Annotated in this window: 25 protein-coding genes; all 25 read right to left on the reverse strand. The window is 47.6% G+C overall.

Going from position 1 to position 22,751, the window contains the following annotated elements; translation table 11 throughout:
* The 25 genes from BR63_RS12575 to argS all read right to left on the reverse strand — a co-directional run bounded on the left by BR63_RS12575 (position 1) and on the right by argS (position 22,723).
* Positions 1–1,530, reverse strand: coding sequence for a monovalent cation/H+ antiporter subunit D family protein (locus BR63_RS12575; RefSeq protein WP_034420575.1), 1,530 nt, complete (start codon positions 1,528–1,530; stop codon positions 1–3).
* Complete coding sequence (locus BR63_RS12580; protein WP_034420574.1) at positions 1,531–3,012, reverse strand: complex I subunit 5 family protein; 1,482 nt, start codon at positions 3,010–3,012, stop codon at positions 1,531–1,533. It lies immediately after the preceding gene.
* Positions 3,009–3,374: a cation:proton antiporter subunit C gene (locus tag BR63_RS12585; protein ID WP_034420573.1), complete on the reverse strand. Its 366-nt coding sequence runs from the start codon at positions 3,372–3,374 to the stop codon at positions 3,009–3,011. Before BR63_RS12585 ends, BR63_RS12580 begins: the two co-directional genes overlap by 4 nt.
* 1 nt (position 3,375) lies before the next feature.
* Positions 3,376–3,807, reverse strand: coding sequence for an MnhB domain-containing protein (locus BR63_RS12590; RefSeq protein ID WP_034420572.1), 432 nt, complete (start codon positions 3,805–3,807; stop codon positions 3,376–3,378).
* Complete coding sequence (gene mbhE / locus BR63_RS12595; protein WP_034420571.1) at positions 3,804–4,112, reverse strand: hydrogen gas-evolving membrane-bound hydrogenase subunit E; 309 nt, start codon at positions 4,110–4,112, stop codon at positions 3,804–3,806. Before mbhE ends, BR63_RS12590 begins: the two co-directional genes overlap by 4 nt.
* The gene (locus BR63_RS12600; protein WP_034420570.1) at positions 4,109–4,354 is read right to left on the reverse strand and encodes a Na(+)/H(+) antiporter subunit B; all 246 of its coding nucleotides are present in this window, start codon (positions 4,352–4,354) and stop codon (positions 4,109–4,111) included. The genes mbhE and BR63_RS12600 overlap by 4 nt, the downstream gene beginning before the upstream one ends.
* 3 nt (positions 4,355–4,357) lie before the next feature.
* A complete protein-coding gene (gene mnhG / locus BR63_RS12605) occupies positions 4,358–4,657 on the reverse strand; it encodes a monovalent cation/H(+) antiporter subunit G (protein ID WP_034420569.1) in 300 nt (99 codons plus the stop codon).
* Positions 4,654–4,932, reverse strand: a complete 279-nt coding sequence (locus BR63_RS12610; protein WP_034420567.1) for an MrpF/PhaF family protein — start codon at positions 4,930–4,932, stop codon at positions 4,654–4,656. Before BR63_RS12610 ends, mnhG begins: the two co-directional genes overlap by 4 nt.
* Positions 4,929–5,513 (reverse strand): Na+/H+ antiporter subunit E, encoded by a 585-nt coding sequence (locus BR63_RS12615; protein ID WP_051965465.1) that lies wholly within the window; start codon positions 5,511–5,513, stop codon positions 4,929–4,931. Before BR63_RS12615 ends, BR63_RS12610 begins: the two co-directional genes overlap by 4 nt.
* Positions 5,514–6,034: 521 nt before the next feature.
* Positions 6,035–7,069, reverse strand: a complete 1,035-nt coding sequence (locus tag BR63_RS12620; RefSeq protein ID WP_243269984.1) for a DUF1646 family protein — start codon at positions 7,067–7,069, stop codon at positions 6,035–6,037.
* Between the two features lie 73 nt (positions 7,070–7,142).
* Complete coding sequence (gene prmC / locus BR63_RS12625) at positions 7,143–8,015, reverse strand: peptide chain release factor N(5)-glutamine methyltransferase (RefSeq protein WP_034420566.1); 873 nt, start codon at positions 8,013–8,015, stop codon at positions 7,143–7,145.
* Positions 8,015–9,082, reverse strand: coding sequence for a peptide chain release factor 1 (gene prfA / locus BR63_RS12630; RefSeq protein WP_034420565.1), 1,068 nt, complete (start codon positions 9,080–9,082; stop codon positions 8,015–8,017). Before prfA ends, prmC begins: the two co-directional genes overlap by 1 nt.
* Before the next feature lie 51 nt (positions 9,083–9,133).
* Positions 9,134–10,024, reverse strand: coding sequence for a DUF1385 domain-containing protein (locus BR63_RS12635; protein WP_034420564.1), 891 nt, complete (start codon positions 10,022–10,024; stop codon positions 9,134–9,136).
* A 139-nt stretch (positions 10,025–10,163) separates the two neighbouring features.
* On the reverse strand, positions 10,164–10,364 hold the full coding sequence (rpmE, locus tag BR63_RS12640) for a 50S ribosomal protein L31 (RefSeq protein ID WP_034420563.1): 201 nt from the start codon (positions 10,362–10,364) through the stop codon (positions 10,164–10,166).
* Between the two features lie 230 nt (positions 10,365–10,594).
* Positions 10,595–11,059, reverse strand: a complete 465-nt coding sequence (locus BR63_RS12645; RefSeq protein ID WP_034420562.1) for a DUF2062 domain-containing protein — start codon at positions 11,057–11,059, stop codon at positions 10,595–10,597.
* Between the two features lie 784 nt (positions 11,060–11,843).
* Entirely contained in the window at positions 11,844–12,809 is a 966-nt protein-coding gene (gene glpX / locus BR63_RS12650) for a class II fructose-bisphosphatase (RefSeq protein ID WP_034425225.1), read from the reverse strand.
* A gap of 38 nt (positions 12,810–12,847) precedes the next feature.
* Positions 12,848–13,495, reverse strand: coding sequence for a fructose-6-phosphate aldolase (gene fsa / locus BR63_RS12655; RefSeq protein WP_034425201.1), 648 nt, complete (start codon positions 13,493–13,495; stop codon positions 12,848–12,850).
* Positions 13,496–13,698: 203 nt separating this feature from the next.
* The gene (locus BR63_RS12660) at positions 13,699–14,553 is read right to left on the reverse strand and encodes a class II fructose-1,6-bisphosphate aldolase (RefSeq protein ID WP_034425203.1); all 855 of its coding nucleotides are present in this window, start codon (positions 14,551–14,553) and stop codon (positions 13,699–13,701) included.
* Between the two features lie 189 nt (positions 14,554–14,742).
* The gene (locus BR63_RS12665; protein ID WP_034425205.1) at positions 14,743–15,408 is read right to left on the reverse strand and encodes a hypothetical protein; all 666 of its coding nucleotides are present in this window, start codon (positions 15,406–15,408) and stop codon (positions 14,743–14,745) included.
* A gap of 295 nt (positions 15,409–15,703) precedes the next feature.
* Positions 15,704–16,090: a response regulator gene (locus BR63_RS12670; RefSeq protein ID WP_034425207.1), complete on the reverse strand. Its 387-nt coding sequence runs from the start codon at positions 16,088–16,090 to the stop codon at positions 15,704–15,706.
* A 148-nt stretch (positions 16,091–16,238) separates the two neighbouring features.
* Entirely contained in the window at positions 16,239–17,441 is a 1,203-nt protein-coding gene (gene alr / locus BR63_RS12675; protein ID WP_034425209.1) for an alanine racemase, read from the reverse strand.
* Positions 17,442–17,447: 6 nt separating this feature from the next.
* The gene (locus BR63_RS12680) at positions 17,448–18,536 is read right to left on the reverse strand and encodes a lipid II:glycine glycyltransferase FemX (RefSeq protein WP_034425211.1); all 1,089 of its coding nucleotides are present in this window, start codon (positions 18,534–18,536) and stop codon (positions 17,448–17,450) included.
* 141 nt (positions 18,537–18,677) lie between these two features.
* Entirely contained in the window at positions 18,678–20,291 is a 1,614-nt protein-coding gene (locus BR63_RS12685) for a CTP synthase (RefSeq protein ID WP_034425213.1), read from the reverse strand.
* A gap of 328 nt (positions 20,292–20,619) precedes the next feature.
* Positions 20,620–21,018: a DNA-directed RNA polymerase subunit delta gene (gene rpoE / locus BR63_RS12690; protein ID WP_051966194.1), complete on the reverse strand. Its 399-nt coding sequence runs from the start codon at positions 21,016–21,018 to the stop codon at positions 20,620–20,622.
* Between the two features lie 31 nt (positions 21,019–21,049).
* A complete protein-coding gene (argS, locus tag BR63_RS12695) occupies positions 21,050–22,723 on the reverse strand; it encodes an arginine--tRNA ligase (protein WP_034425215.1) in 1,674 nt (557 codons plus the stop codon).
* Positions 22,724–22,751: the final 28 nt, after the last annotated feature.

Consider the following 22,751-nt stretch of genomic DNA (forward strand, 5'->3'; position numbering starts at 1 on the left):
TTACCACCCTCCTCCCATCAAATTGCCACCCACAATGCTTTTAGCCGTCATAACCGCCAGGTCATAAAAACTTCCGCCGGCATTGGGCAGTACCCCCAGGATCAACGAGAAGACAGCCGTGATTACCAGGGGAATGAGCATGGCCAGGTTGGCTTCTCCATGCTGCCCGTGGTGATCTCCATGGTGAGTCATTTCCTCAGGCTCCTTAAAGAAGGCCATATAAACGATAGGAAGGAAATAGGCACTGCTGAGCATGGCGCTGCCAATGAGTACCGCAACAAATATTCCTTGTCCGCCCTGCAGGGCGCCGAGGGCAATATTCCACTTACTGATAAAGCCTACAAGGAAAGGCAGCCCCGCAATCCCCAGCGAGCCAACAGCAAAGGCCCCCATGGTAAAAGGCATTTTTCGTCCTATTCCCCTCATTTCGCTGACATTGGAAATGTGGTGAGTGGCATAAACAGCGCCGGCACAGAAAAAGAGAGTGATTTTCATAAAGGCATGGGCAATAATATGATACATGCCGCCCAAGAAACCCAAAGGAGTCAAAAGAGAAGCTCCCAGGACCACATAAGACAATTGGCCTACAGTTGAGAAAGCCAACCGCCTTTTCAGGTTATCCTGCGCCAGGGCAATGAGGGAAGAAACAATAATGGTAAAGGCTGCCACCCAGGCCAGAAACGTGGCCACACCAATTTCAGCCAACAACTTGGGGCCGAAAACAAAGCCGATGACCCGGAGAATACCAAAGGCGCCGGCCTTAACAACGGCCACAGCATGGAGCAGGGCGCTGACAGGCGTGGGAGCCACCATGGCCGCGGGAAGCCAGCCGTGGAGGGGCATTACGCCCGCTTTAACGGCAGTACCTATGATCATTAGCACAAAGATGGTCTGTAAGACTCCCACGGAAGCCTTGCCAGCCAGGAAACCCCCGGCCTGGAAATCACCGCTTCCTGCCAGGAGCTGGGTCCAGATGATCCCTATCAGTAACAATTGACCGGCAACGAGAGTATAGACCAGGTATTTACGGCCTGAATTGATAGCCTCCTCGTTACGCTTATGAATAACCAGAGGGTAAGTGGCTATAGTCAGGATCTCGTAGAATACGAAGAAGGTCAGCAAGTTGGCTGCGAAAGCAATCCCCATGGTAGCGGAGAGACACACGGCAAAACTGGCAAAATAACCGGTCTGGTGTTTTTCATCCAGCTCCCGCATATAACCAATAGAATAGAAAGAAGTAACCACCCACAGGGCTGATGCCAAGGCAGCGAAAAGCATGCCCATGGTATCAACCCGGAGATGTAAACTGATCCCTTTAGCGATATTTAAGGGCGTCGTTTCCAGTACCGTACCCGCTAAAACCGTGGGCAGCATGGAGTAAACGATAGCTGCTTTACCAAATGCCGCCAATATGGTCCAGGATTCCCGAAGATTGGGATGCCGGCCACTCAACAATATTAACCCGGCAGCTACCATAGAAATCAGCACCGCCCACAGGGGCCGGTAATCAAGTACAAAATCAACGGCCATCTATCGCCCACCCCCCGGAAGTGCATATTGCAGAATTTGTGTAACAATGGGTTCATTCAATACCCCGATGACTAAAATGCCTACACCCAAAAGGACAATGGGCACCAGCATGGCAACGGGCAGTTCCCTGCCGCCCCCGTTCTCTTCTGTAGCCTTGGGTTCAGCTTTTTTCATATATACATGTTCAATAACACGGAAGAAATAGACCGCATTTAAAAGGCTGCTGAGGATGATGACAACGATATACGGCCACATCCGGGCTTCCATGGCTCCCAGCACCAGGTACCACTTGCTAAAGAAGCCAGCAGTAGGCGGAAGTCCAACCATGGAAAGGGCGGCAATAAGAAAGGCCCCCATGGTCAAAGGCATCCTCCGGCTCAGTTCAGCATATTTCTCGATGGTATGCTCCCCTGTTTTCCATTTAACACCTCCGGCTACCAGGAAGAGACAGCTCTTCATGACAGCGTGGTTCAGGATATGCAGGACAGCTCCAATTAGGGCGAATGTATTGCCGATGGCTAAACCCAGGGCAATGTAACCGATTTGAGCCACACTGGAGTAGGCCAGCATCCTGCGAAAATCAGTCTGGGCAATAGCCATGACCGAGCCAATAATAATCCCGACAGCCGCAGCCCAGCCAACAACGGTAAGAGCAGCGGGAACCGGACCGTTCATAGCGCCGAGTACAAAGAAGAAAAAGCGGAAAAGAACATAGGCTGATACCTTGGTCATTACCCCGGATATAAAGGCTGTGGCAGGTGGGGGTGCATACGTGTAGGCATCAGGTAACCACCCGTGCATAGGGAAAAGGGCCATTTTAATGCCCATCCCTACTACCAGCATGACCACAGCAGTTAAGACAGCGGGAGAATCCATTAAGGGCTGGAGCCTGTGAACCAGGTCCGCCATATTAAGTGATCCGGTAATGGCATAAAGGTAGCCAATACCCAGGAGATAGAAAGAAGCTCCCACCGTTCCGATTAAAAGATAACGGAAAGCGGCCACAGTAGCTTTATGACCTCCTGAGGCAATTAAGGCATAAGCCGCCAGAGAGGAAATTTCCAGGAAGACATAGAGGTTAAAGACGTCCCCGGTTACCACCATTCCCAGAAGGCCTGTGGTCAGCAAGGCATAAAGGGCATAAAATATCCCTTTTCTCAACCAGGTATCGGCTTTAAAGAAGGGGCCTGAGTAGATAGCAACAACCAGGCTGATAAAGGAGATAAGAACGGCCATGCTGCCACTTAAGGGGTCTATAACGTATTCTATCCCCCAGGGGGGCAGCCAGCCGCCGAACCTATAGTGCCACGGTCCTTCAGCCAAAACCCGCAGTAAAGTCCCTAAGGCGCTAAGATGAGAAACAAGGATAGCGCCGATAATAACTATCCGTAATAACCTGGTAGACAGATACGCAATTAGAGGCGCAGCAAGGGCGGCCAAAAGCGGAACAATGATTATTAAGGCAGGGAGCTGTTCTCTCATTGATTCATCCTCCGTAGCATTTCGTCTTCCTCAAGGGTCCCGTAACGCCGTTGAATCAGTATCAACAAGGCTAAGGCTACACCTGTCGTACTGAGGCTTACAACTATGGCCGTAAGCATCAGGGCGTGAGGAAGCGGGTTAATATAGTTTTCTACCCCTGCCAAACCATGCATTTCAATAGGTAATGTTCCGCCGGTTTTTTGTCCAAGAACCAGGAAAAAAATAATCACTGCCACCTGCATAACATTCATGGCCATAAGTTTTTTTACCAGGTTCTTTTTATAAATCATACCGAAAGGCCCTACCATAAAAAGGATTAAAATCAGCCAGTATATGAAATATTGGGAAAACAGTTCTTGCATACTACCACTCTTCCCTTCTGGTAAGCGCATCAAAAATTGCTATAATCGTGGCCATTACACAGATGGTAACCCCGATTTCAATACCAAGGATACCCAGGGCATGCCTGTCTGCCTCCGCCATATTGAGGGGAAATGCGCCATACTCCAAAAAGTTCCCGTTGAACAACATGGTTAAGACACCGATAAAACCGTATATAAAGGTGCCAATTCCAGCCAGGATAATGGCCGTGTTACCGGATATATTAAGCATGGCTTCCTCGCCCTGGATCAGGCGGCCTAAAACCACAGCAATGCCAAAGAGGGCTCCTGCCTGGAAGCCACCGCCAGGACTGTATTCACCATGCATTAAAACATACATCCCGTAAACCAAAATGAAGGGAACAAGATATCTAAAGGCTGTATCCAGTATAATAGTGCCAAATTTCCTGTTCATTCTTCATCCCCTCCCGGAAGGCAGTCAGAATGCTTTCTGGCGGCCCTTAACAATAAGACAGCAGCAATGCCGGCAGTGAAAATAACGGTAGTTTCACCCAGGGTATCATAACCCCTGTAATCAGCTAAAACAGCTGTAACAAAATTGGGTGAGCCTGTCTCCTCATGGCTTTTTTCAATGTAACGGGGAGAAACATGAGTTGCCGCAGGAGAATTGGGATCAAAGAGCATAGGTAGGCCACTAGTTGTAATAAACAGCATCAGGCTCATAAGGCCTATAGCCAGAAAAGTCAACAACCTGGTCACCTTGAGCACCCCCTTTTCAATCTCCTGAGGGCGGCAATAAAGAAAGTGGTGGACACCACGCCGACAACAGCTTCAGTAAAGGCAACGTCGGGAGCGCCCAGAGCAAGATATATCAGCACGGCAAAAAAACTAAAGGCACTAAAAAGGATTATTGACGCCAGTAAATCTTTTAAAAAGAGGGCCAGGGTCCCCGTAACCACCATTAACACCAGAAGGACAGCAATTAATGACAACTCCTTCACGTACTACTCCCCCTTTTTTGTCCATGGTTTAACCCCTGACCGGAAAGCGGCTCTTGCTAAGACATGAGTTCCAATGGGGTTGGCCAGGAAAATGAAAATAACAATGAACATGAGTTTGAGACTAACCAAGGAAAACCCTTCGTAAATAGCCAGACCTATAAGAGATAGGGCAATCCCTAAAGTATCCCCTTTTCCAGAGGCATGCAGACGTGTATAAAAGTCAGGGAAACGAAGGACGCCAATAGCAGCTACGGCTGTGAAGAAAAAGCCCGCTAATAAAAATAAAACTGCAAGTATTTTCATACGTCGCTGTCTCCTTTCCCCTCAAGATATTTGGCAATAACAACCAAACCTATAAAACCAAGGATCGCATAGGAGATGGCAATATCGACATACATATCTGCCCGTCCACTCAAAAAACCCAGCAGGACTAAAACAAGAATAGCATCGGTGCCAATTACCCCCAAACCATTCAAGCGGTCATAGACAGTAGGGCCCTGGAAAACACGGATCATCATGAGCATAACCAGAATTACCAGTCCCACCACCAAAGCCACAAAAAGGTTATCTATAGTCATGACATTTCTCCCCCTCTCGCCACAGTCTCCTGCTCATGGAAAAGGCAGGCAACACGCCTGAGCATATCCCCTTCTCCCTCTTCAGGGACCAGAGAGCGGGCAGCTTCCTCCGTAATGGCATGAACATAATAGACTCCATCTTCAAGATCAATGGTTACCGTGCCAGGTGTAAGGGTAATGGAGTTTGCCAGGGTAACATGAGCAATAGGGTTGGCCATAGGTTTCTTAAAAGTTATAATTTGGGGATTAATCGGCATTTTGGGGTCAAGCACCAGTTTGACAACATCAATATTGGCTTTGACAACTTCCCCTAAAAGCCAGAGCCAGTAGGTCAGGTACTTCAAATATGGAAAATGGAAAGCCAAAAAGGCCTCATTCTGCCCGGCTGCAGAAGGCAAGCGAAGCAAGGACCGCGTAAGCCAGGCCGTAACCAGGGACGTACCAAAGCCTATGATAAGGAACTTGGTCTTCATCATACCCGAAAGAATTAGCCAAAAGCCAAAAAGAGTTATTGTAAGAACTATAAACTGCAATAACTCTGAGCCATTAATTTTTGTTTTTTTGTCTGCATTTTTATTCATTAGCATACCACCTAATAAACAATAATGAATAAATAAGAATTAAATGTTGAAATAAGATAGCGGTTCCCTGCACCACAACACACAACAATATCTACCCTTATATACTCCGGAAAATATGCTTCTTTTTTCTCTTTATTATCTAACTTTTTGCAGACCCATCTCCAAATAGCAGGCACTTCACCCCTCTCTGCATAATCTCTTTGGAAATCCCCTTCCCCCTTCCCCCTTTCTCTTTTCCTCTATTTTAACATGAATTGTTATGAGATTCTTATCTTTATTAGTATTTTAAAATTGATTTTCAGAGGTTTCCTGACTAAACTACGTTAAAACATATTTATTAAAACATATTTATTAAAACATATTTATTAAAACATATTTATTGTCACAATTTCAATATGTACTAATTTTACATATTAATACCGGATTATTCAACAACCTAATCATTACTATTAAGTTGCCCTTTTCTGATAATTATACAGTTGTACCACATTTAGGGCGGGGAAAAATAAGTTTTGCATTAATCAGAATAAGATTACGTAATAAAAAATCATCAGGCCCAACCCCAGGGGGATGCCCACCCTGGCCCATTCACTGCTGGCAATTTGCAGCCGGCTGGCCGTAATAATGTTGGGTATGTTGCCGGGAATAAGCATACCACCGCTTAATAAGAGCCCCATAAGACATCCCGAGACCTGCTGCCTGTTCATCGAGGGGGTTAACTCGGCAGCAGCCAAAGTGGCGTTATCAAGAACAGCAGAGATCATATTAATCCAGTACAGAATCCTGCTGTCCCGGGGGACTACATACCGGTCAATTAGGGGACGGAAACCTTCACCCAGAAAGATTAAGGCCATAATAAAGATATAAACTCTAAATGCCCTGGGAATTACTTCTTTTATATCCATCCCAGCTCTCTGAAAAGCGGCTCCCTTTTTGCGGGTAGCCCCCACGCAAAGAGCTGCTAAAAAGGCTATGAAGAAAATTCCTGGAATAAGATATAAGCCCAGCAAACGCATTAAGTAAAAAAAATCTACTTTGAGTCTGGCACTGGCAATAGCGGAAAGGGGTTCACCCAGAGGCGTTAGTACTGCTCCCAAACTTATGGCAAAACAAGCCAGAACGCTAAGCACAACCCGATTTTTCCGGTCCAAATTCAGAAGTAAGATCACTTCCACCAGGACCAGCGAAGCGATAATAGCCGTAATAATACTGGCAGAAAGCCCCAGTATCACAACAATAAGAAAATGCAATACGGCTGGCGGTATTTGCCGGCTGACACAACTTGTAGCCTTGGTCAACCAGTCTTTACCCAGGTAAAACAAAAACCCTGTAATCAGTACAGCCAGAGAAATGGGCAGCGGCTCTACCAGGGCCGTTCTTAATAAGTCCAGGGTCAAATCGCCCGTTAAAAGGACAGCAGCCAATCCCATGATAAACAGAAAGGGCTCCAGGTTCTTCTCTACACCCCTGGAAACAAAAGGAGCCACCAGGACAAATAAAAAAATTGCCCCCAAACCAGCATAAACCACAAGATCGCCTGTACATTGCTCCATCATGACTAATTACCTCATCCGTGCATTTTAATACTCAAGGTTTATGTGGCTGGAAACAAAATATGTTAGTTTTTTATTAACTTCTTTCTGCAAGAACTACTCTGTCTCTGTCTCCCCGGTCCCGGAGGATCCGGATGGACGTATATCCATTGTCCTGGAGGAACCGTCTAACCATTTCTGCCTGCCGCCAGCCAATCTCCAAAAGCAATGCCCCCCCTCTCTCCAGAAAAAACGGGGCATGGACAGCGATTCTACGGTAATAGTCCAGGCCGTCTTTTCCCCCCAACAGGGCCAGGGCAGGCTCTTTTTTAACATCGGTAGGCAATTCGTTATATTCTTCTTCGCTGATATAAGGGGGATTGGAAACAATCAGATCATACTTTATTTGGGGTGGGAGGGGCGCAAAAAGATCACCCTGCAAAAAACAGATCCGTTCATGCACTTTATGCCACAGGGCATTGTGTCTTGCCACAGCCAAAGCTTCGGCGGAGATATCCACCGCCCATATTTTTGCCCCCGGCAGGTAATAAGCCAAACTTACGGCAATGGCGCCGCTGCCTGTTCCCAAATCTACAATCCTGGGGTTCTCCCGTCCCTGCAGGAGGCGAATGGCTTCTTCCACCAGCACCTCCGTATCGCCGCGGGGTATTAAAACCGCAGGAGTAACCATAAAAGACAAAGACATAAATTCCTGCTTGCCTAAGATGTACTGGAGGGGCTCATGGGCCGCCCTGCGTTCCACAAAGCCGGTGAACCTCTGCCAGACTTCCCCGGGAAGATCTTCGTGGAGACTGGTTACTAAGGAAACCATCGCCTTATTCCAGGCTTTGGCCAAAAGAAGCCTGGCTTCCAACCGGGCTTGTCCTTGTTCCATGGCCATCGCTTCGAGAAAAGAAGCCGCCCACCGGAGGGCCTCTCTTCCAGTCTGCGGCTTTTTCCCTTTGTGCATTACTCCACCTTCTTTAGTTTTTCTGCCTGGTCCGTTGTGATCAAGGCATCAATAAATTCATCCAGCTCCCCCTGGAGAACATCCTCCAGGCGGTAAGAAGTAAGGTTTATCCTGTGGTCAGTCACCCGTCCTTGCGGGAAGTTATAGGTGCGGATGCGCTCACTGCGGTCTCCGCTTCCCACCATGGTTTTCCTGGCGCTGGCCATTTCTCCCATTTGTTCTTCCTGGGCTTTTTCCAAGAGACGGGCTCTCAGGACTTTCATAGCCTTATCCTTATTCTTATGCTGGGACTTTTCATCCTGACAGGAAACCACAAGACCGGTAGGTATGTGGGTTATACGCACCGCCGATTGGGTGGTATTGACGGACTGCCCGCCGGGGCCGCTGGAACAAAAGATATCAATTCTGATGTCGTTGGGATTGATCTGTACATCCACTTCTTCCGCTTCGGGTAAAACGGCAACAGTGGCCGCTGAGGTATGGATGCGGCCGCCTGATTCTGTTTCCGGCACCCGCTGCACCCGGTGCACACCGCTTTCAAATTTTAGCCGGCTGTAGGCACCCCGTCCCTCAATCATGATAATGGCTTCTTTAATCCCGCCAATATCCGTTAAGTTTGCCGAAAGCATCTCCGTCTTCCAGCCCTGTTTTTCGGCATAACGGCTGTACATTTTCAAGAGGTCGCCGGCAAAGAGGGCCGCCTCCTCTCCTCCTGTTCCTCCCCTGATCTCCATGATAACGTTTTTTTCGTCATTGGGGTCCTTGGGCAGAAGAAGAATCTTCAGGCGTTTTTCCAGGTCCTCTTTCTTTTCTTTCAGTTCCTCTAATTCCGCCTCTACCAGTTCACGAAAATCGGGTTCCAATTTATCTTCTAAGAGTTCTTTATTGCCGGCAATATTTTTCACCACATCTTTATATTCCCGGAAAGTGGAAACCACTTCCGTCAGAGCGGCATGAGCCTTGGCATGTTTTTGCCATTCGCTCTGATTGCTTATCACTTCAGGATCGCTTAAGAGCCGGCTTAGTTCTTCATAACGTTCTTCCAGATGTTCCAGTTTTTCCAACATTGTTGCTGACACACTCCACTTTATCAGTTGTTAGTTGTTAGTTGGCAGTTGTTAGTTGATGGATTCTACTCCCTCTTCAGTCTCCAGGACTTTATTTAAAGCGCGGATAGCCACTTCCAGTTGTTCATCATCGGGCTCCCTTGTAGTTAATTTTTGCAGCCACATTCCCGGCAAACTTAAAATATGCATCACAGGGTTGTTCTGGTGTCGGCCCGCAGCTTTGATAAACTCATAAGAAAGACCGGCCACCACGGGCAAAAGAACAATCCGGGAGAGAAGTCTTATCCAGATGGTAGTCTTGCCTAAAAGTGAAAAAACCAGAATGCTGATGACCATCACGACCAGCAGGAAACTGGTACCGCAGCGGGGATGAAGGGTAGAAAATTTCCTGGCGTTCTCCACAGTCAAAGCTTCTCCGGCTTCATAAGTGTGAATCACTTTGTGCTCGGCGCCGTGGTATTGAAAAACCCGCTGGATGTCCTTTAAAAAGGAAATACCCACAACATAGGCCAAAAAAATGGTAATGCGGAATATTCCCTCTATCAGGTTCTGCCAGGCAGCATTTGTTGCGTATCTTTCCAGGAGATGGGCTAACCCCGCCGGCAGCAGGAAAAAGAGCCCAATACCCATACCCAGAGAGAAGGCTACTGTAAAGGCCATTTCCCAGGGTCCGATAGATTCCCCCTGTCCTTCACCCTCAACCACTTGATTAGCCGAATAAGTCAAAGCCCTCACGCCAATAACCATGGCTTCCACCAGGGCAATAAAGCCCCGTAAAACAGGCCACTTGAGAAAAGGATAGCGTTCGGCAATAGAACTGATCATTTGGGTCTCCAGGACTATATCGTTGGGCGCCCGGCGTACGGCAATGGCCAGGTTCTTACGGCCACGCATCATGACACCCTCAATGACTGCCTGCCCGCCATAGGGAAAACGAGACAAACTCCTCACCCCTCCACAGTTAGTTGGTAGTTGGTAGTTGACAGTTGACAGTTGGCAGTTGGTAAATTGTATTACTAGGAACCAGCAACTAGTAACTAAAATATAAAGATAGCAGAGCCTGGGCTCTGCTACGTAGCTACTATTCGAGGCCGTACTTGGTTTTAAACCTCTCAACTCTACCTGTTGTAAAGACAACACGCTGTTTTCCGGTGAAGAACGGATGACATTTGGAACAAATCTCAACCCGTAAGTTTTGCTTAGTGGAACCTGTTTCAAAAGTCTCGCCACAAGCACATGTTACGGTAGTTTTATGATATTTTGGATGGATACCTTCTTTCATGATTTCACCCTCTTTCCGAATAAGCCCGATCCTTGATATTCAATGCTCGTACAATACAATATTTTAGCATAGAAGGGGAAGATGTGCAAGATAACAGTTGTTAGTTGATAGTTGTTAGTTGTTAGTGACCTACGCTTCCCGATTCCCGATATATTTTCGGGTAGCTGGTAGCGGGTGGCGGGCAGCGATAAACTTTCTCGGGTAAGCGTAAATCCGCAGCCGATCACTGGTCACTGTTGACGGTTTGCTACTCTGCTCCGCCTCCATAATATAAACTGGTAAGTGACAAAATAGGCTAGTACAGCAAGAACAACGGCGTTAATAGCGCTCCCCACGAGAAAGGACGCCCCCAAATGGGTCCAACTGATCCCCCTATGCCAGCTCTCCACGAGTTCCGGGCTCGGTCCTTTCACAGGACTTTTCATGACTAACTGCCCTGTTTTGATATTAATAAAAACAAAAAAGGGAATGGCCAATTTAAAAACAACAGCGCTAATAAGCGCGGCAAGGCGATTCACCTTGATCACAGCCGCCAGAAAATAGGCAATAACCACTCCCGTACCAAAAGTAGGCAGTACATCAAAGGCTATCCCCAACGCTGTACCAACGGCGATATTCTTGGGATGATCCTTAATGCGCATGAAGGTGAGATATTTATATTTCAGCCAACGGCGAAAATTGACATTTTTGTACATTCTTTTCACCCAATCATTATACGACTGTCTGACTACCGATTGCCGACATCCGCTCTCCGACTGCCGACCACCGATTACCGACATCGGATAGCGGAAAGCGGATAGCGGATAGCGGATAGTCGATCATAATCATTATACAACTGTCTGACTACCGATTGCCGACATCCGCTCTCCGACTGCCGACCACCGATTACCGACATCGGATATCGGAAAGCGGATAGCGGATAGTCGATCATAATCATTATACAACTGTCTGACTACCGATTGCCGACATCCGCTCTCCGACTGCCGACCACCGATTACCAACATCGGATATCGGAAAGCGGATAGCGGATAGTCGATCATAATCATTATACGACTGTCTGACTACCGATTGCCGACATCCGCTCTCCGACTGCCGACCACCGATTACCGACATCGGATATCGGAAAGCGGATAGCGGATAGTCAATCATAATCATTATACAACTGTCTGACTACCGATTGCCGACATCCGCTCTCCGACTGCCGACCACCGATTACCGACATCGGATATCGGAAAGCGGATAGCGGATAGTCGATCATAATCATTATACAACTGTCTGACTACCGATTGCCGACATCCGCTCTCCGACTGCCGACCACCGATTACCGACATCGGATATCGGAAAGCGGATAGCGGATAGTCGATCATAATCATTATACGACTGTCTGACTACCGATTGCCGACATCCGCTCTCCGACTACCGACCACCGATTACCGACATCGGATAGCGGAAAGCGGATAGCGGATAGTCGATCATATGTTATATCTTCACATATTTGGGCTTCTTGTCACTGCGGTGCTGGGCTTCAATAAAGCGCACAGTCCCCGTAGCGCCCCGCATGACTAAGGTATGGGTGGTGGCTATGTTACCATAGTACCTGACACCCCTGAGGAAATCGCCATCAGTGATGCCAGTGGCCGCAAAAATAACATCATCACCTCTAACAAGGTCATCCATAGTAAGAATTTTTTTGATATCCGTGACTCCCAGTTTATGGGCTCTTTCCAGGTCCTTTTCATCTTCAGGCCAGAGCCTGCCCTGGAATTCGCCGCCCAGGCAGCGCAGGGCAGCGGCGGCTAAAACTCCTTCGGGCGCTCCGCCAATGCCCAAAACCATGTCCACACCGGAATTGGGAATAGCGGTAGCAACAGCCGGTGAAACGTCACCATCACTAATCAGTTTAATCCGTGTCCCTATGGCGCGCAATTCCCGAATAATGGCCTCATGGCGGGGGCGGTCCAAAATAACTACGGTCACATCCTCCAAGCCTTTATTTAAACTGGCGGCCACAGCCTTAACGTTTTCCGTTACAGTGGCATCCAGGTGGATTTTACCTGCCGCTGCAGGGCCCACGGCAATCTTCTCCATATACATATCTGGCGCGTGAAGGAGGCAGCCCCGGGGTGCCGCAGCCAACACGGCAATGGCCCCCGTTAAACCTTTGGCTACCAGATTGGTCCCTTCCAGGGGATCCACGGCGATATCCACCTGTACGGATTTCCCCGTGCCTACGCGTTCTCCGATATAAAGCATGGGGGCTTCATCCATTTCTCCTTCTCCAATAACCACTGTACCATCCACATTGACGGTGTCGAACATGGCCCGCATAGCCGTAACAGCTGCTTCATCAGCAGCGTTTTTGTCGCCCCGGCCCCACCACCGTGCGGAGGCCAAAGCTGCGGCTTCCGTAACGCGGGCAAACTCCATGGCTAATTCTCGTTCCATGACGGAACCAAATCTCTCTGTTGCCATTTAACTCACTCCTACCTCTTTTGTACACTCTCCCAGTCGGCAAGAAACTTCTCCAGACCTATTTGGGTCATGGGGTGACTGATCATTTGCATGAGTATGGCATGATTAATGGTAGCGATATGGGCACCCGCTTTGGCCGCTTCTACCGTGTGGAGTGGGTTGCGCATAGCGGCAGCAATTACTTCTGTTGTGAAACCATGGATATCAAAAATCTGCACAATGTCTGCTACCAGATCCATGCCATGTACACCCAGTTCATCATGACGGCCAACAAAAGGACTCACATAAGCGGCGCCGGCCCGGGCCGCCAAAAGCGCCTGATTGGCCGAGAAAATCAGGGTAACATTAGTTTTTATCCCCTCTTTGGAAAGGGCACTGACGGCTTTTAAGCCCTCTTTAATCATGGGAATTTTCACCACGATATTATTGCCTAACTGGACCAACTTTTTCGCTTCAGCAATCATTTCAGGGGCAGTGAGGCCAATGACCTCTGCACTAACGGGTCCGGGAACTATACTGGAAATTTCCTTGATTAAAGTGAAGAAGTCTTTTCCTTCTTTCGCCACTAGAGTAGGATTGGTGGTAACCCCGCTAATCACGCCCAGTTCAACTGCTTCCTTAATTTGTTCTATATTGGCAGTGTCTAGAAATAAACGCATGTTTTATCACTCCCTGCTTTTAGTTGTTAGTTGTTAGTTAACGGTTCACCTAACCGGTGACCGGTGACCGAAATCAGTGACCTGTGACCCGTGACCCGTAAATTAACCGGACACCGGACACTGGGCTCTGGTCACTAGTCGGAAGACGGTTCACTGTTCACGGTTAACGGCTCACGTTAGATGGCAGTTGGCAGTGAGTCGGGTTACGCTTTGCCGCTTGAGCCGAAAATACGGATTTTTTCCCGGACGATTGCAGTCATGGCTTCCCGGGCGGGCCCCAAAATTTTGCGGGGATCTATCTCTTTCGCATCCTTATTGATAACATCCCGTACCCCCTTGACAAAGGCTTCCCGGATATTGGTATCAATGTTTACTTTGCGCACTCCCAGAGAGATGGCTTTCTCTATATCCTTATCTGGTACCCCAGAGGAACCGTGGAGTACAATAGGAATATTGACTAAGCTTTTGATTTTGGCCAAGCGGTCAAAGTCCAGCTCAGGGTCAAACTTGTACTGGCCATGGGCTGTGCCAATGGCCACGGCTAAGGAATCCACACCCGTCTGCTCTACAAAAAACTTTGCTTCTTCGGGATCTGTCATCATGGCCTCTTTCTCCAGGACGGTGATGTCATCTTCCGTGCCGCCAATCTTACCCAGTTCGGCCTCGGTAGAAACGCCCACGGCCCTGGCTATTTCCACAACTTTTTTCGTCAGGGCGATATTCTCCTCCAGGGGATATTTTGAACCGTCAATCATTACGGAAGTAAACCCTTCCCGGATGCATTTAATAACCTGATCAAAGCTTGTACCGTGGTCTAAATGCAGGGCTACGGGAATTTTGCTGTTTTTGGCCGCAATGTTGACCAGCCCGACAATATAGTCTAACCCCGCATATTTGATGGCTCCCTGACTGGCCTGGATAATAACGGGTGCTTTTTCGGCCTCGGCTGCAGCCACAATGGCCTGGACGATCTCCATGTTATTGCAGTTAAAGGCCCCCACAGCATATCCACCGGCTTCCGCCTTGTCTAATAATTCTTTTACCGTTACAAGCGGCATGATACATGACCTCCCTTAAATTAGTTACTAGTTACTAGTTACTAGTTACTAGTTACTAGTTACTAGTTACTAGTAATCTTATTAAAAAGATATTTTAAAAGCACCTAAAAAATAATAAGAATTACACAAAGAAAAAAGGCTTTCGTGTTTGCTTATTTTATGATAAGCAAAATCGCCTAGCCTTAAACACTATTTTCTCACACGACGCCGTTTTTTCAAGCGTTTATCATCCAGGTAACGGTAGGAATGGGCTTCCAAGTGGATACCCTCCATGTTTTGTATCCACTGCAGATCTTTTACCGTCTCCGCAAACACAATTCCCACGGCATCACAGGAGGAACACGATAATTCAATCCTATCCGGGAAAACCTCCAGTTCCAGTTGAGCCCCCCCGCAGCTGCAGGACATTCTCCCTTCCTCGGCCATGGTTCTTAAGAGTTCTAAAGCCTGAAACATCACATCAGAGTTCAAAAAATATTTATCATAGCCCAGGTCCTCGGCCATCTCCCGAATGGACCTGTCTAGATTTTTTACACTTTTCATCACTAATTCTTTTGTGCCGATAAAACCTATTTCCACACCTGTTCCCTCACAGGTGACGGTACGTACTTTCTGGTTCCATAATTCGTGGGCTTTAAGGGTGATGAGATGCTTGGTTTCACACATGACACACTCTATTTGAAGGCAATAAATGTTTCTACTCTTTTTGGCGATGTTGATCAGTGTTGTACCGCACTCGCAAAGCACTTTTACGTTGGTGTTGCCGCTAAAATTGAAACGGGAAATGGCATAAAAGTCCATTTTGCCACAACCGGGGCAGCGTAAAGCCAACGTAGTCAGGGTAGAAACCAGCATTTTTTATTACCTCCTTCCACAAAGTGTATTCTCCATTTTAAAGAAAAATCCTGCCACACCCCTGTCCAGGAAATTTATAATTTCCTGGACTAAAAAAAATGCGGCTACGCCGCTTCGAGTTCCGACTTCCGACTTACGATTTCCGCTTACCGACATCCGACGAAGTTTATCGCTGCCCGCCACCCGCTGCCAGCTACCCGAAGATATACTGCTAATTCGGGTATCGGGAAGAGGGAAGCGTTTTTTCCTTAATCACTACCAACTACCAACTAACCTAATGCCAACTGCTAACTGGTTAGCAGATGTGTCCCCTCTCCTCTTTAAACGTTTCTTCCAGGATTCTCTGGATTTCTACCAGGCTAAAGGGTTTATTGAGCAAGCCGTCGGCGCCGTGGTTTTTTGCTTCTTCCAAAAGAAAGCTGTCATAAAAACCCGTCATAAGAATGATTTTCAGATCTTCACTTATCTTTTTTAATCTCTCCGCTGTTTCAAAGCCGTTGAGACCGGGCATCTTCATATCCATAAGAACCAGTTTAAAGGATCCTTCCGTAAAAGCTTGCACAGCTTCTGCCCCTGAGGAAACAGTTTCCGCCTCATAACCCAGTTCCACCAGTACTTCTTTAAGTAATTTCCGAATACCTTCCTGATCGTCAACCACCAATACCTTGGCTGCCACAGGCACCCGTCCTTTCCCCTATTCACTTCGGGCAACGTTAAGTCCTAAATATTGTAATTATCAATAAATTATACTTACAACATTCATTACAAAATTCCTCTTTTGCTAGGTCTAAAATGGGGGAAAATTTAAATTTTTATCGAAAATCCCACTGCTACTTGACGGCAATTTCCTTTTCCCAGATGGCAGCGGAAGTAACCTTAACACTCTTTACTCTTCCCTCTTCCCGGTATACAACGGGCAAGGTAGGACGAATAGCAGTACGACGGGCGGGAACGGTAGCCACTGTTCCCACCTCAATTCCCTTAAGGGTTGTCACATCAACCATACTTAGCTGCATGCCCACCTTGCCGATAATAAGACCACGCCCCCCCGGAAAAATGACGGGCTGGCTTACCAGGGGATGCCCCAGGTAGTGCAGGACAAGCTTGGCTATGCCTTTCAGCAGATCTAAGATATTGGCCGGTTTTTGGACAGGTTCCGTCTGGAGCCCATCCACAAAACCCAAAGGGAGCACGGCCACTTTAGTCTCCCTTTTTGCCTTGTATGTACGGCCATACCCTACACTATGCCCGGCAGGAAGGGTGCGAAGATAAATTACTTTAGCTTTTAAGGACCAGGGATCTTTTAACTTAATCTTTTTTTCCAGTTCAGGAGCGGGATACTGCCCGTAAAGGAGAGTACCCACCCTCACCATATCCAGCTGCATATGGGGGAGATCCAATACCGCCGCACTGTTGGCCAGGTGTTTGATGGGTATGTTAATATTTTCTCTTGCCAAATTATCCAGGACATTCTTGAAAATGGCGTACTGCTCTTGTGCATAGCGCTTGTTTTTCCACATGGCTGTGGCCAGATGGGAATAGATCCCTTCCAGGTATAGACCGGAAACTGCCGAAATTTCAGAAATAACCTGCAAGGCCTTCCGGGGCCAAACCCCCGTCCTTCCCATACCCGTTTCTACTTTTAGATGGACCTTGACAGTTCCGCCTCTCTGAGCCAGGCCGTCCTGCAGCCACCGGACAGATTCTCTGTTTCCTATTGTAGCCGTTAAGCAATAGTCAATAATGGTATTTACATCTTCTTTAAGAAAAGGCCCAAAAACCAGGATGGGTGCAGTAACTCCGGCTTCACGAAGCTCCTTCCCCTCTTCTACCGTGGTCACACCCAGCATATCGATACCCAATTTCTCCAGGACCCGGGCAACTTCCACTGCTCCGTGCCCATAAGCATCAGCTTTCACCACGCCTAACATTTTTACAGGCCTGGGTACCAGTTCGCGAATCTGTTCGAAGTTATATTTGATAACATCCAGGTCAACCTCAACCCATCGTGCGCCAAGGTTGGAAATATCCATCAAAACCTACCTCTTTCCCCTTAGTTTTTTCTTCAGGTTAATCAGACGGCGAATGTTCTTCTGGTAAATGGGTTCCAGGGTTGTCCAGAGCCAGTAGTAAAAGGGTGAATAAACCAGGTCATATTCCCCTACGAATTCCGTATAGACCCCATTAAACCCTTTTTTAAATCTATAAAGCCCGTAAAGGGGATTATCCTCGCTCAAATGACCGGGAACACCGCGAAAATCGTATAAGGTGCAATTATTGGCTTTAGCCCATTTAATCATGGTCCACTGTAAAAGGTAATTGGGCATCACATTCCGGTGGCTGTTGGAAGAGGCGCCGTAAATATACCAGGCTTTGTCCCCGAACAAGAAGGCCAAGGTACCTGCTATAGGCTTCCCTTCATAGTAAGCCATAAAAAGCTTAAGGTAACCGGAGGGTACTAAGTAATCCCACAAATCTTCGAAATAACTATAAGAACGCACCAGGAACTTATCCCGTTCGGTAGTTTCTTTGAGAATTTCATAAAAGACGGGAAGGTCTTCTTTGGTGCAGTCTTCCTTGATCTCTACGCCCTTTTTTTGAGCAAGTCGGATATTATAACGGGTTTTCTGATGAAAGTTGTTAAAGAGGGTCTCTTCATCAGGGGTAATATCCAAACGAAAAACAAATTTAGGCTGAACCCCTTCAAAGCCCTGGCCCTTTTCACTGTTTTTAAAGCCCCTGGAGTTTAGATACTTCTCGAAATCAGCATCTTCTTTAGGAATGTCGGGATCAATTTTAAGGAAAATGGCGCCATGGGCCTTGGCCAGTTTCCCTACTTCGGCAAACAGAAAGTCCATGAGCCCGTGATTATGTACATCCCCCACCGGGCCCCTGGGCGCGTAGAAAAAGGCCTTGTTAAGCCCTGGAATAACCCTTTTCAGGAGACTGACAGCGGCCCGGGGTTCTCCATTTTCATCTTCGACAATCAGTCTTAAGGGCTGCCATTCTCCCCGCCCCTTAATCTCCCCCCATTCATAAGACTGGAGAATATGCCCTTTGGGAGCCCGGGACACAAAATCATTAAAATATCTTTTCTCCTCAGGTTCGATTAATCTTGCCTGTAACATGGCAACCTCCTTTGTTAGTTACTAGTTACTAGTTACTAGTTATTAGTTACTAGTGGTTTTCAGCGGGACGCTGGTTACTAAATACTCATCATTACTGTTGGATCAGGTGGCTATTGATAGTATTTGGCAAAAAGACGCAAGCTAAGCTTGCGTCTTTTTCTGTTCAACAGCGGCGCCGATAAAGTCACGGAAAAGAGGATGGGGGCGATTGGGACGGGACTTGAATTCGGGATGGAACTGGGAGCCTACAAACCAGGGGTGACCGGACAACTCCACGATTTCCACCAGGCGCCCATCGGGAGAAAGCCCGCTAAAGACCAATCCATGACGGCCTAAAATCTCCCGGTAATCGTTATTAAACTCAAAACGGTGACGGTGCCGCTCGGATATTTCTGCCTTACCGTATGCCTTATAGGCTTTAGTGCCTGGGGTAAGAACACAAGGGTAGCTGCCCAATCTCATGGTACCGCCCAGGTTTTCAATATTCTTTTGTTCAGGCAGAAGATCGATAACGGGATGAGGAATTTCACTGTTGAACTCTGAACTGTTGGCGTCGAGACCGGCCAGGCTGCGGGCTATCTCTACCACAGCCAGCTGCATACCCAGACAAATCCCTAAAAAGGGTTTCCCTGTTTCCCGGGCATACTTGATGGCCTTAATTTTTCCTTCGATGCCTCTATCTCCGAAACCACCGGGTACTAAAATACAATGGGCATTTTTCAGGATCTCCTCGGGCTCTTTACCGTTCTCCAAATCGCCGGAATAAATCAAATCTATTTTTACAGAGACATTATGGTGGATTCCCGCATGGCGCAGGGATTCACTGACGCTCATATAGGCATCGGGAAGCTCTACATACTTACCCACCAGGGCCACGTTAATGCAGCCGCGGGGATTTTTAATCTTGCGGACAATTTCTTTCCATTCATCCAGCCGGGCCTGTCCACACTGCAAGCCTAGGCGCTCGATGGCAATATCATCCAGCCCCTCGCTTTCCAGGATGAGAGGAACTTCATAGATAGATTCGGCATCGACGGCCTGAATCACTGCTTCTTTGTCTATGTCGCAGAAAAGGGCCAGCTTTTCTTCCATCTCCTTGGAAAGGGGTCTTTCCGAACGACAGACAATGGCATCAGGCTGGATACCGATACTGCGCAGTTCTTTGACACTGTGCTGGGTGGGCTTGGTTTTCGCTTCAGCGGCAGCTTTGAGAAAAGGCACCAGGGTGACGTGAATATACATGACGTTGTCCCGTCCCACGTCGCTCTTGATCTGCCTGATGGCTTCCAGAAAAGGTAAAGATTCGATATCACCGACTGTGCCGCCAATTTCAGTAATCACTACATCAGGATGAGTTTCCCTGGCCACCCTGTGAATGGCTTCTTTAATTTCATTGGTGATATGGGGTATGACCTGGACAGTACCCCCCAGGTAATCTCCCCTTCTTTCTTTAGAAATAACCGACCAGTAGATTTGACCGGTGGTAACATTCGATGCACGGCTAAGATTTATATCAATAAATCTTTCATAATGTCCTAAATCCAGATCAGTCTCTGCCCCGTCTTCCGTAACAAAAACTTCGCCATGTTGATAGGGGCTCATGGTGCCAGGGTCCACGTTAATATATGGGTCGAATTTCTGAATAGCCACTTTTAGCCCGCGGCTTTTTAAGAGGCGCCCCAAAGAGGCTGCTGTTATGCCTTTCCCCAGGGAAGATACAACTCCGCCTGTTACAAATATATACTTTGTCGTCACTTTCTTCCCCTCCTTTACATCCGTCGATAAATTATTATTTTGTCAAAGTTTATTTAAACATACCTTATAAATTCTATACTTACCCACTGCCCGAGTCAACAGCAATTTGATTCCGATTTTCCGCTTTCCGACGTCCGACATCCGAAACTGTAACCAGAGTCCAGTGTCCAGCATCTGTATAAGTGACCAGAGTCCAGTGTCCAGAGTCCAGCACCTGTGTAAGTGACCAGAGCCCAGTGTCCGGAGTCCGGTTAATTTACTGGTCACCGGTCACTGTAAAATGCCACCAACCATCAATAATGAAAAAGAGCCGGAAAGGGTCCGGCCCTTATTCTTCCCACTCATCCTCTTCATCATCCATGGGCATGATATCGTATTTTTCACTGTATTCACCGTCTTCATATTCTATTTCATCCTGCAAAGAGCGGCGGCGTACAGGTATAGCACGGGTACCAAATCCAGAAGGAGTAACACGACGCACAACTTTGGTCTGGGTCCATTCCCTCAGTCCCCAGTTACCTTGACCAAGATGAGCAAAACGGTTGTCGAGGTTAATCTGGGTATGAACTGCTGCCATAAGGCGAGGGTCATCCATGGGCAACCCTTTAATTGCGAAAATCTCCTGCATGAGTTCCCGAAGATTCCTGGGCTGCCCCCCTGATTTTAATAAATGATAGGCTATCTCAACTTCTGATAGAGCGGAATTAATATTTTTAACTTCTTCCATTTGCTCACACCCCTTCTATTCCTTTTTTTCTTTACATTCTTTCCGGTGCACTTAGGCCCAGGAGATGGAGGACATTACGCAAGGTTATACGAGCCGCATCGACGAGACACAGGCGGGCTTTACGCAATTCTTCGTCCTCCGTGAGCACGCGGCAGCTATTATAAAAGCTGTGAAACAACGAAGCAAGATCATGGGCATACCGGGCAATCCGGTGGGGCTCCATATTCACCGCAGCGCCTACTATTTCTTCGGGCAGGTCGGCAATCTTGCGAATCAATTCAAGTTCCGCCTCTTCCTTTAGTAAAGTAAAATCCACATTCTCCACGGGAGGCAGCTCTGTGCCGCTGGCTTTCAGGATGCTGTTAATACGGGCATGGGCATATTGCACGTAATAAACCGGGTTTTCCGAGGACTCAGCTTTAGCCAGATCCAAATCAAAATCCAGATGACTGTCAGGGCTGCGCATGACAAAGAAGTAACGGGCGGCGTCTTTACCCACTTCATCCATTAACTCGCTCAGGGTAACATACTGCCCGCTTCTTTTGGACATACGCACAATTTCCCCACCACGGAAAAGGCGTACCAGCTGCATGAGGATGACATGGAGGCGGTCAGGGTCATAGCCTACCGCTTTTACAGCACCTTTCATCCTGGCCACATGACCGTGGTGGTCTGCCCCCCAGATGTTGATAACTTTTTGAAAGCCTCTCTCAAATTTATTCTTATGATAAGCAATATCTGCGGCAAAATAGGTGGGGATCCCGTTGGACCTGACAACTACTTCGTCCTTTTCGTCACCAAAAAGGGTAGACTTAAACCAGAGTGCCCCTTCCTTTTCGTAGATATACCCTTTTTCCTGGAGTTCCTTAATGGTTTTGGCAATTGCTCCGCTGTCATGGAGGGTTTGCTCACTGAACCAGACATCATATTCTACCCCGAAACGGGCTAAATCATTACGAATGGCACCGAGCTTCTCTTCCAGGGCTTTTTGAATGAGAAATTCCCTGCGTAAAGCCGAATCCATAGAGAGATATTTGTCGCCGACTTCGGCAATGATGTTCTTTACTGTGGTGATGATATCTTCCCCGTGGTAGCCTTCTTCCGGGAAGGGTATATCCTCACCCATTAACTGGAGATAACGTGCCTCCAGGGATTTGCCAAAATTTTCTATCTGGTTCCCGGCATCATTGATATAAAACTCCCGGGTCACATCAAAACCAGCGGCCTCCAAGAGATTACTTAAGGTATCCCCCAGGGCTGCTCCCCGGGCATTCCCCATATGTAATAATCCTGTGGGATTGGCGCTGACAAATTCAACCTGTACCTTTTCCTTGTGGCCATATGTGGAATTGCCATAGGTTGTATCTTCTTTTATCACCTTAGGCATGACGGCATAAAGCCAGCCGGTACCCAGATGAAAGTTGATGAAGCCGGGGCCGGCAATCTCTATTCTATCAACCCAGGTAGCTTCTTTGGAAAAGTTAGCCACCAGGTGTTCAGCGATGACACGGGGAGGAAGTTTTGCTTGTTTAGTCAGGAGCATGGCAACATTAGTGGCAAAGTCACCATGGGCCTTTTCCCTGGGTACCTCCAGGACAAAATTCGGTATGGACTCAAAGGTAAGTGCACCTTTAGCACGTGCTTCTTCCAGGGCTTTTTCTATCTGGAGACGGATATTATGACGAACCTCAGCAACAATACTCATTCTCTCCCAATGTCCCTCCCAATCAGAT

Origin of the sequence: Thermanaerosceptrum fracticalcis (assembly GCF_000746025.2) — a bacterium.
Lineage (GTDB): Bacteria > Bacillota > Peptococcia > DRI-13 > DRI-13 > Thermanaerosceptrum > Thermanaerosceptrum fracticalcis.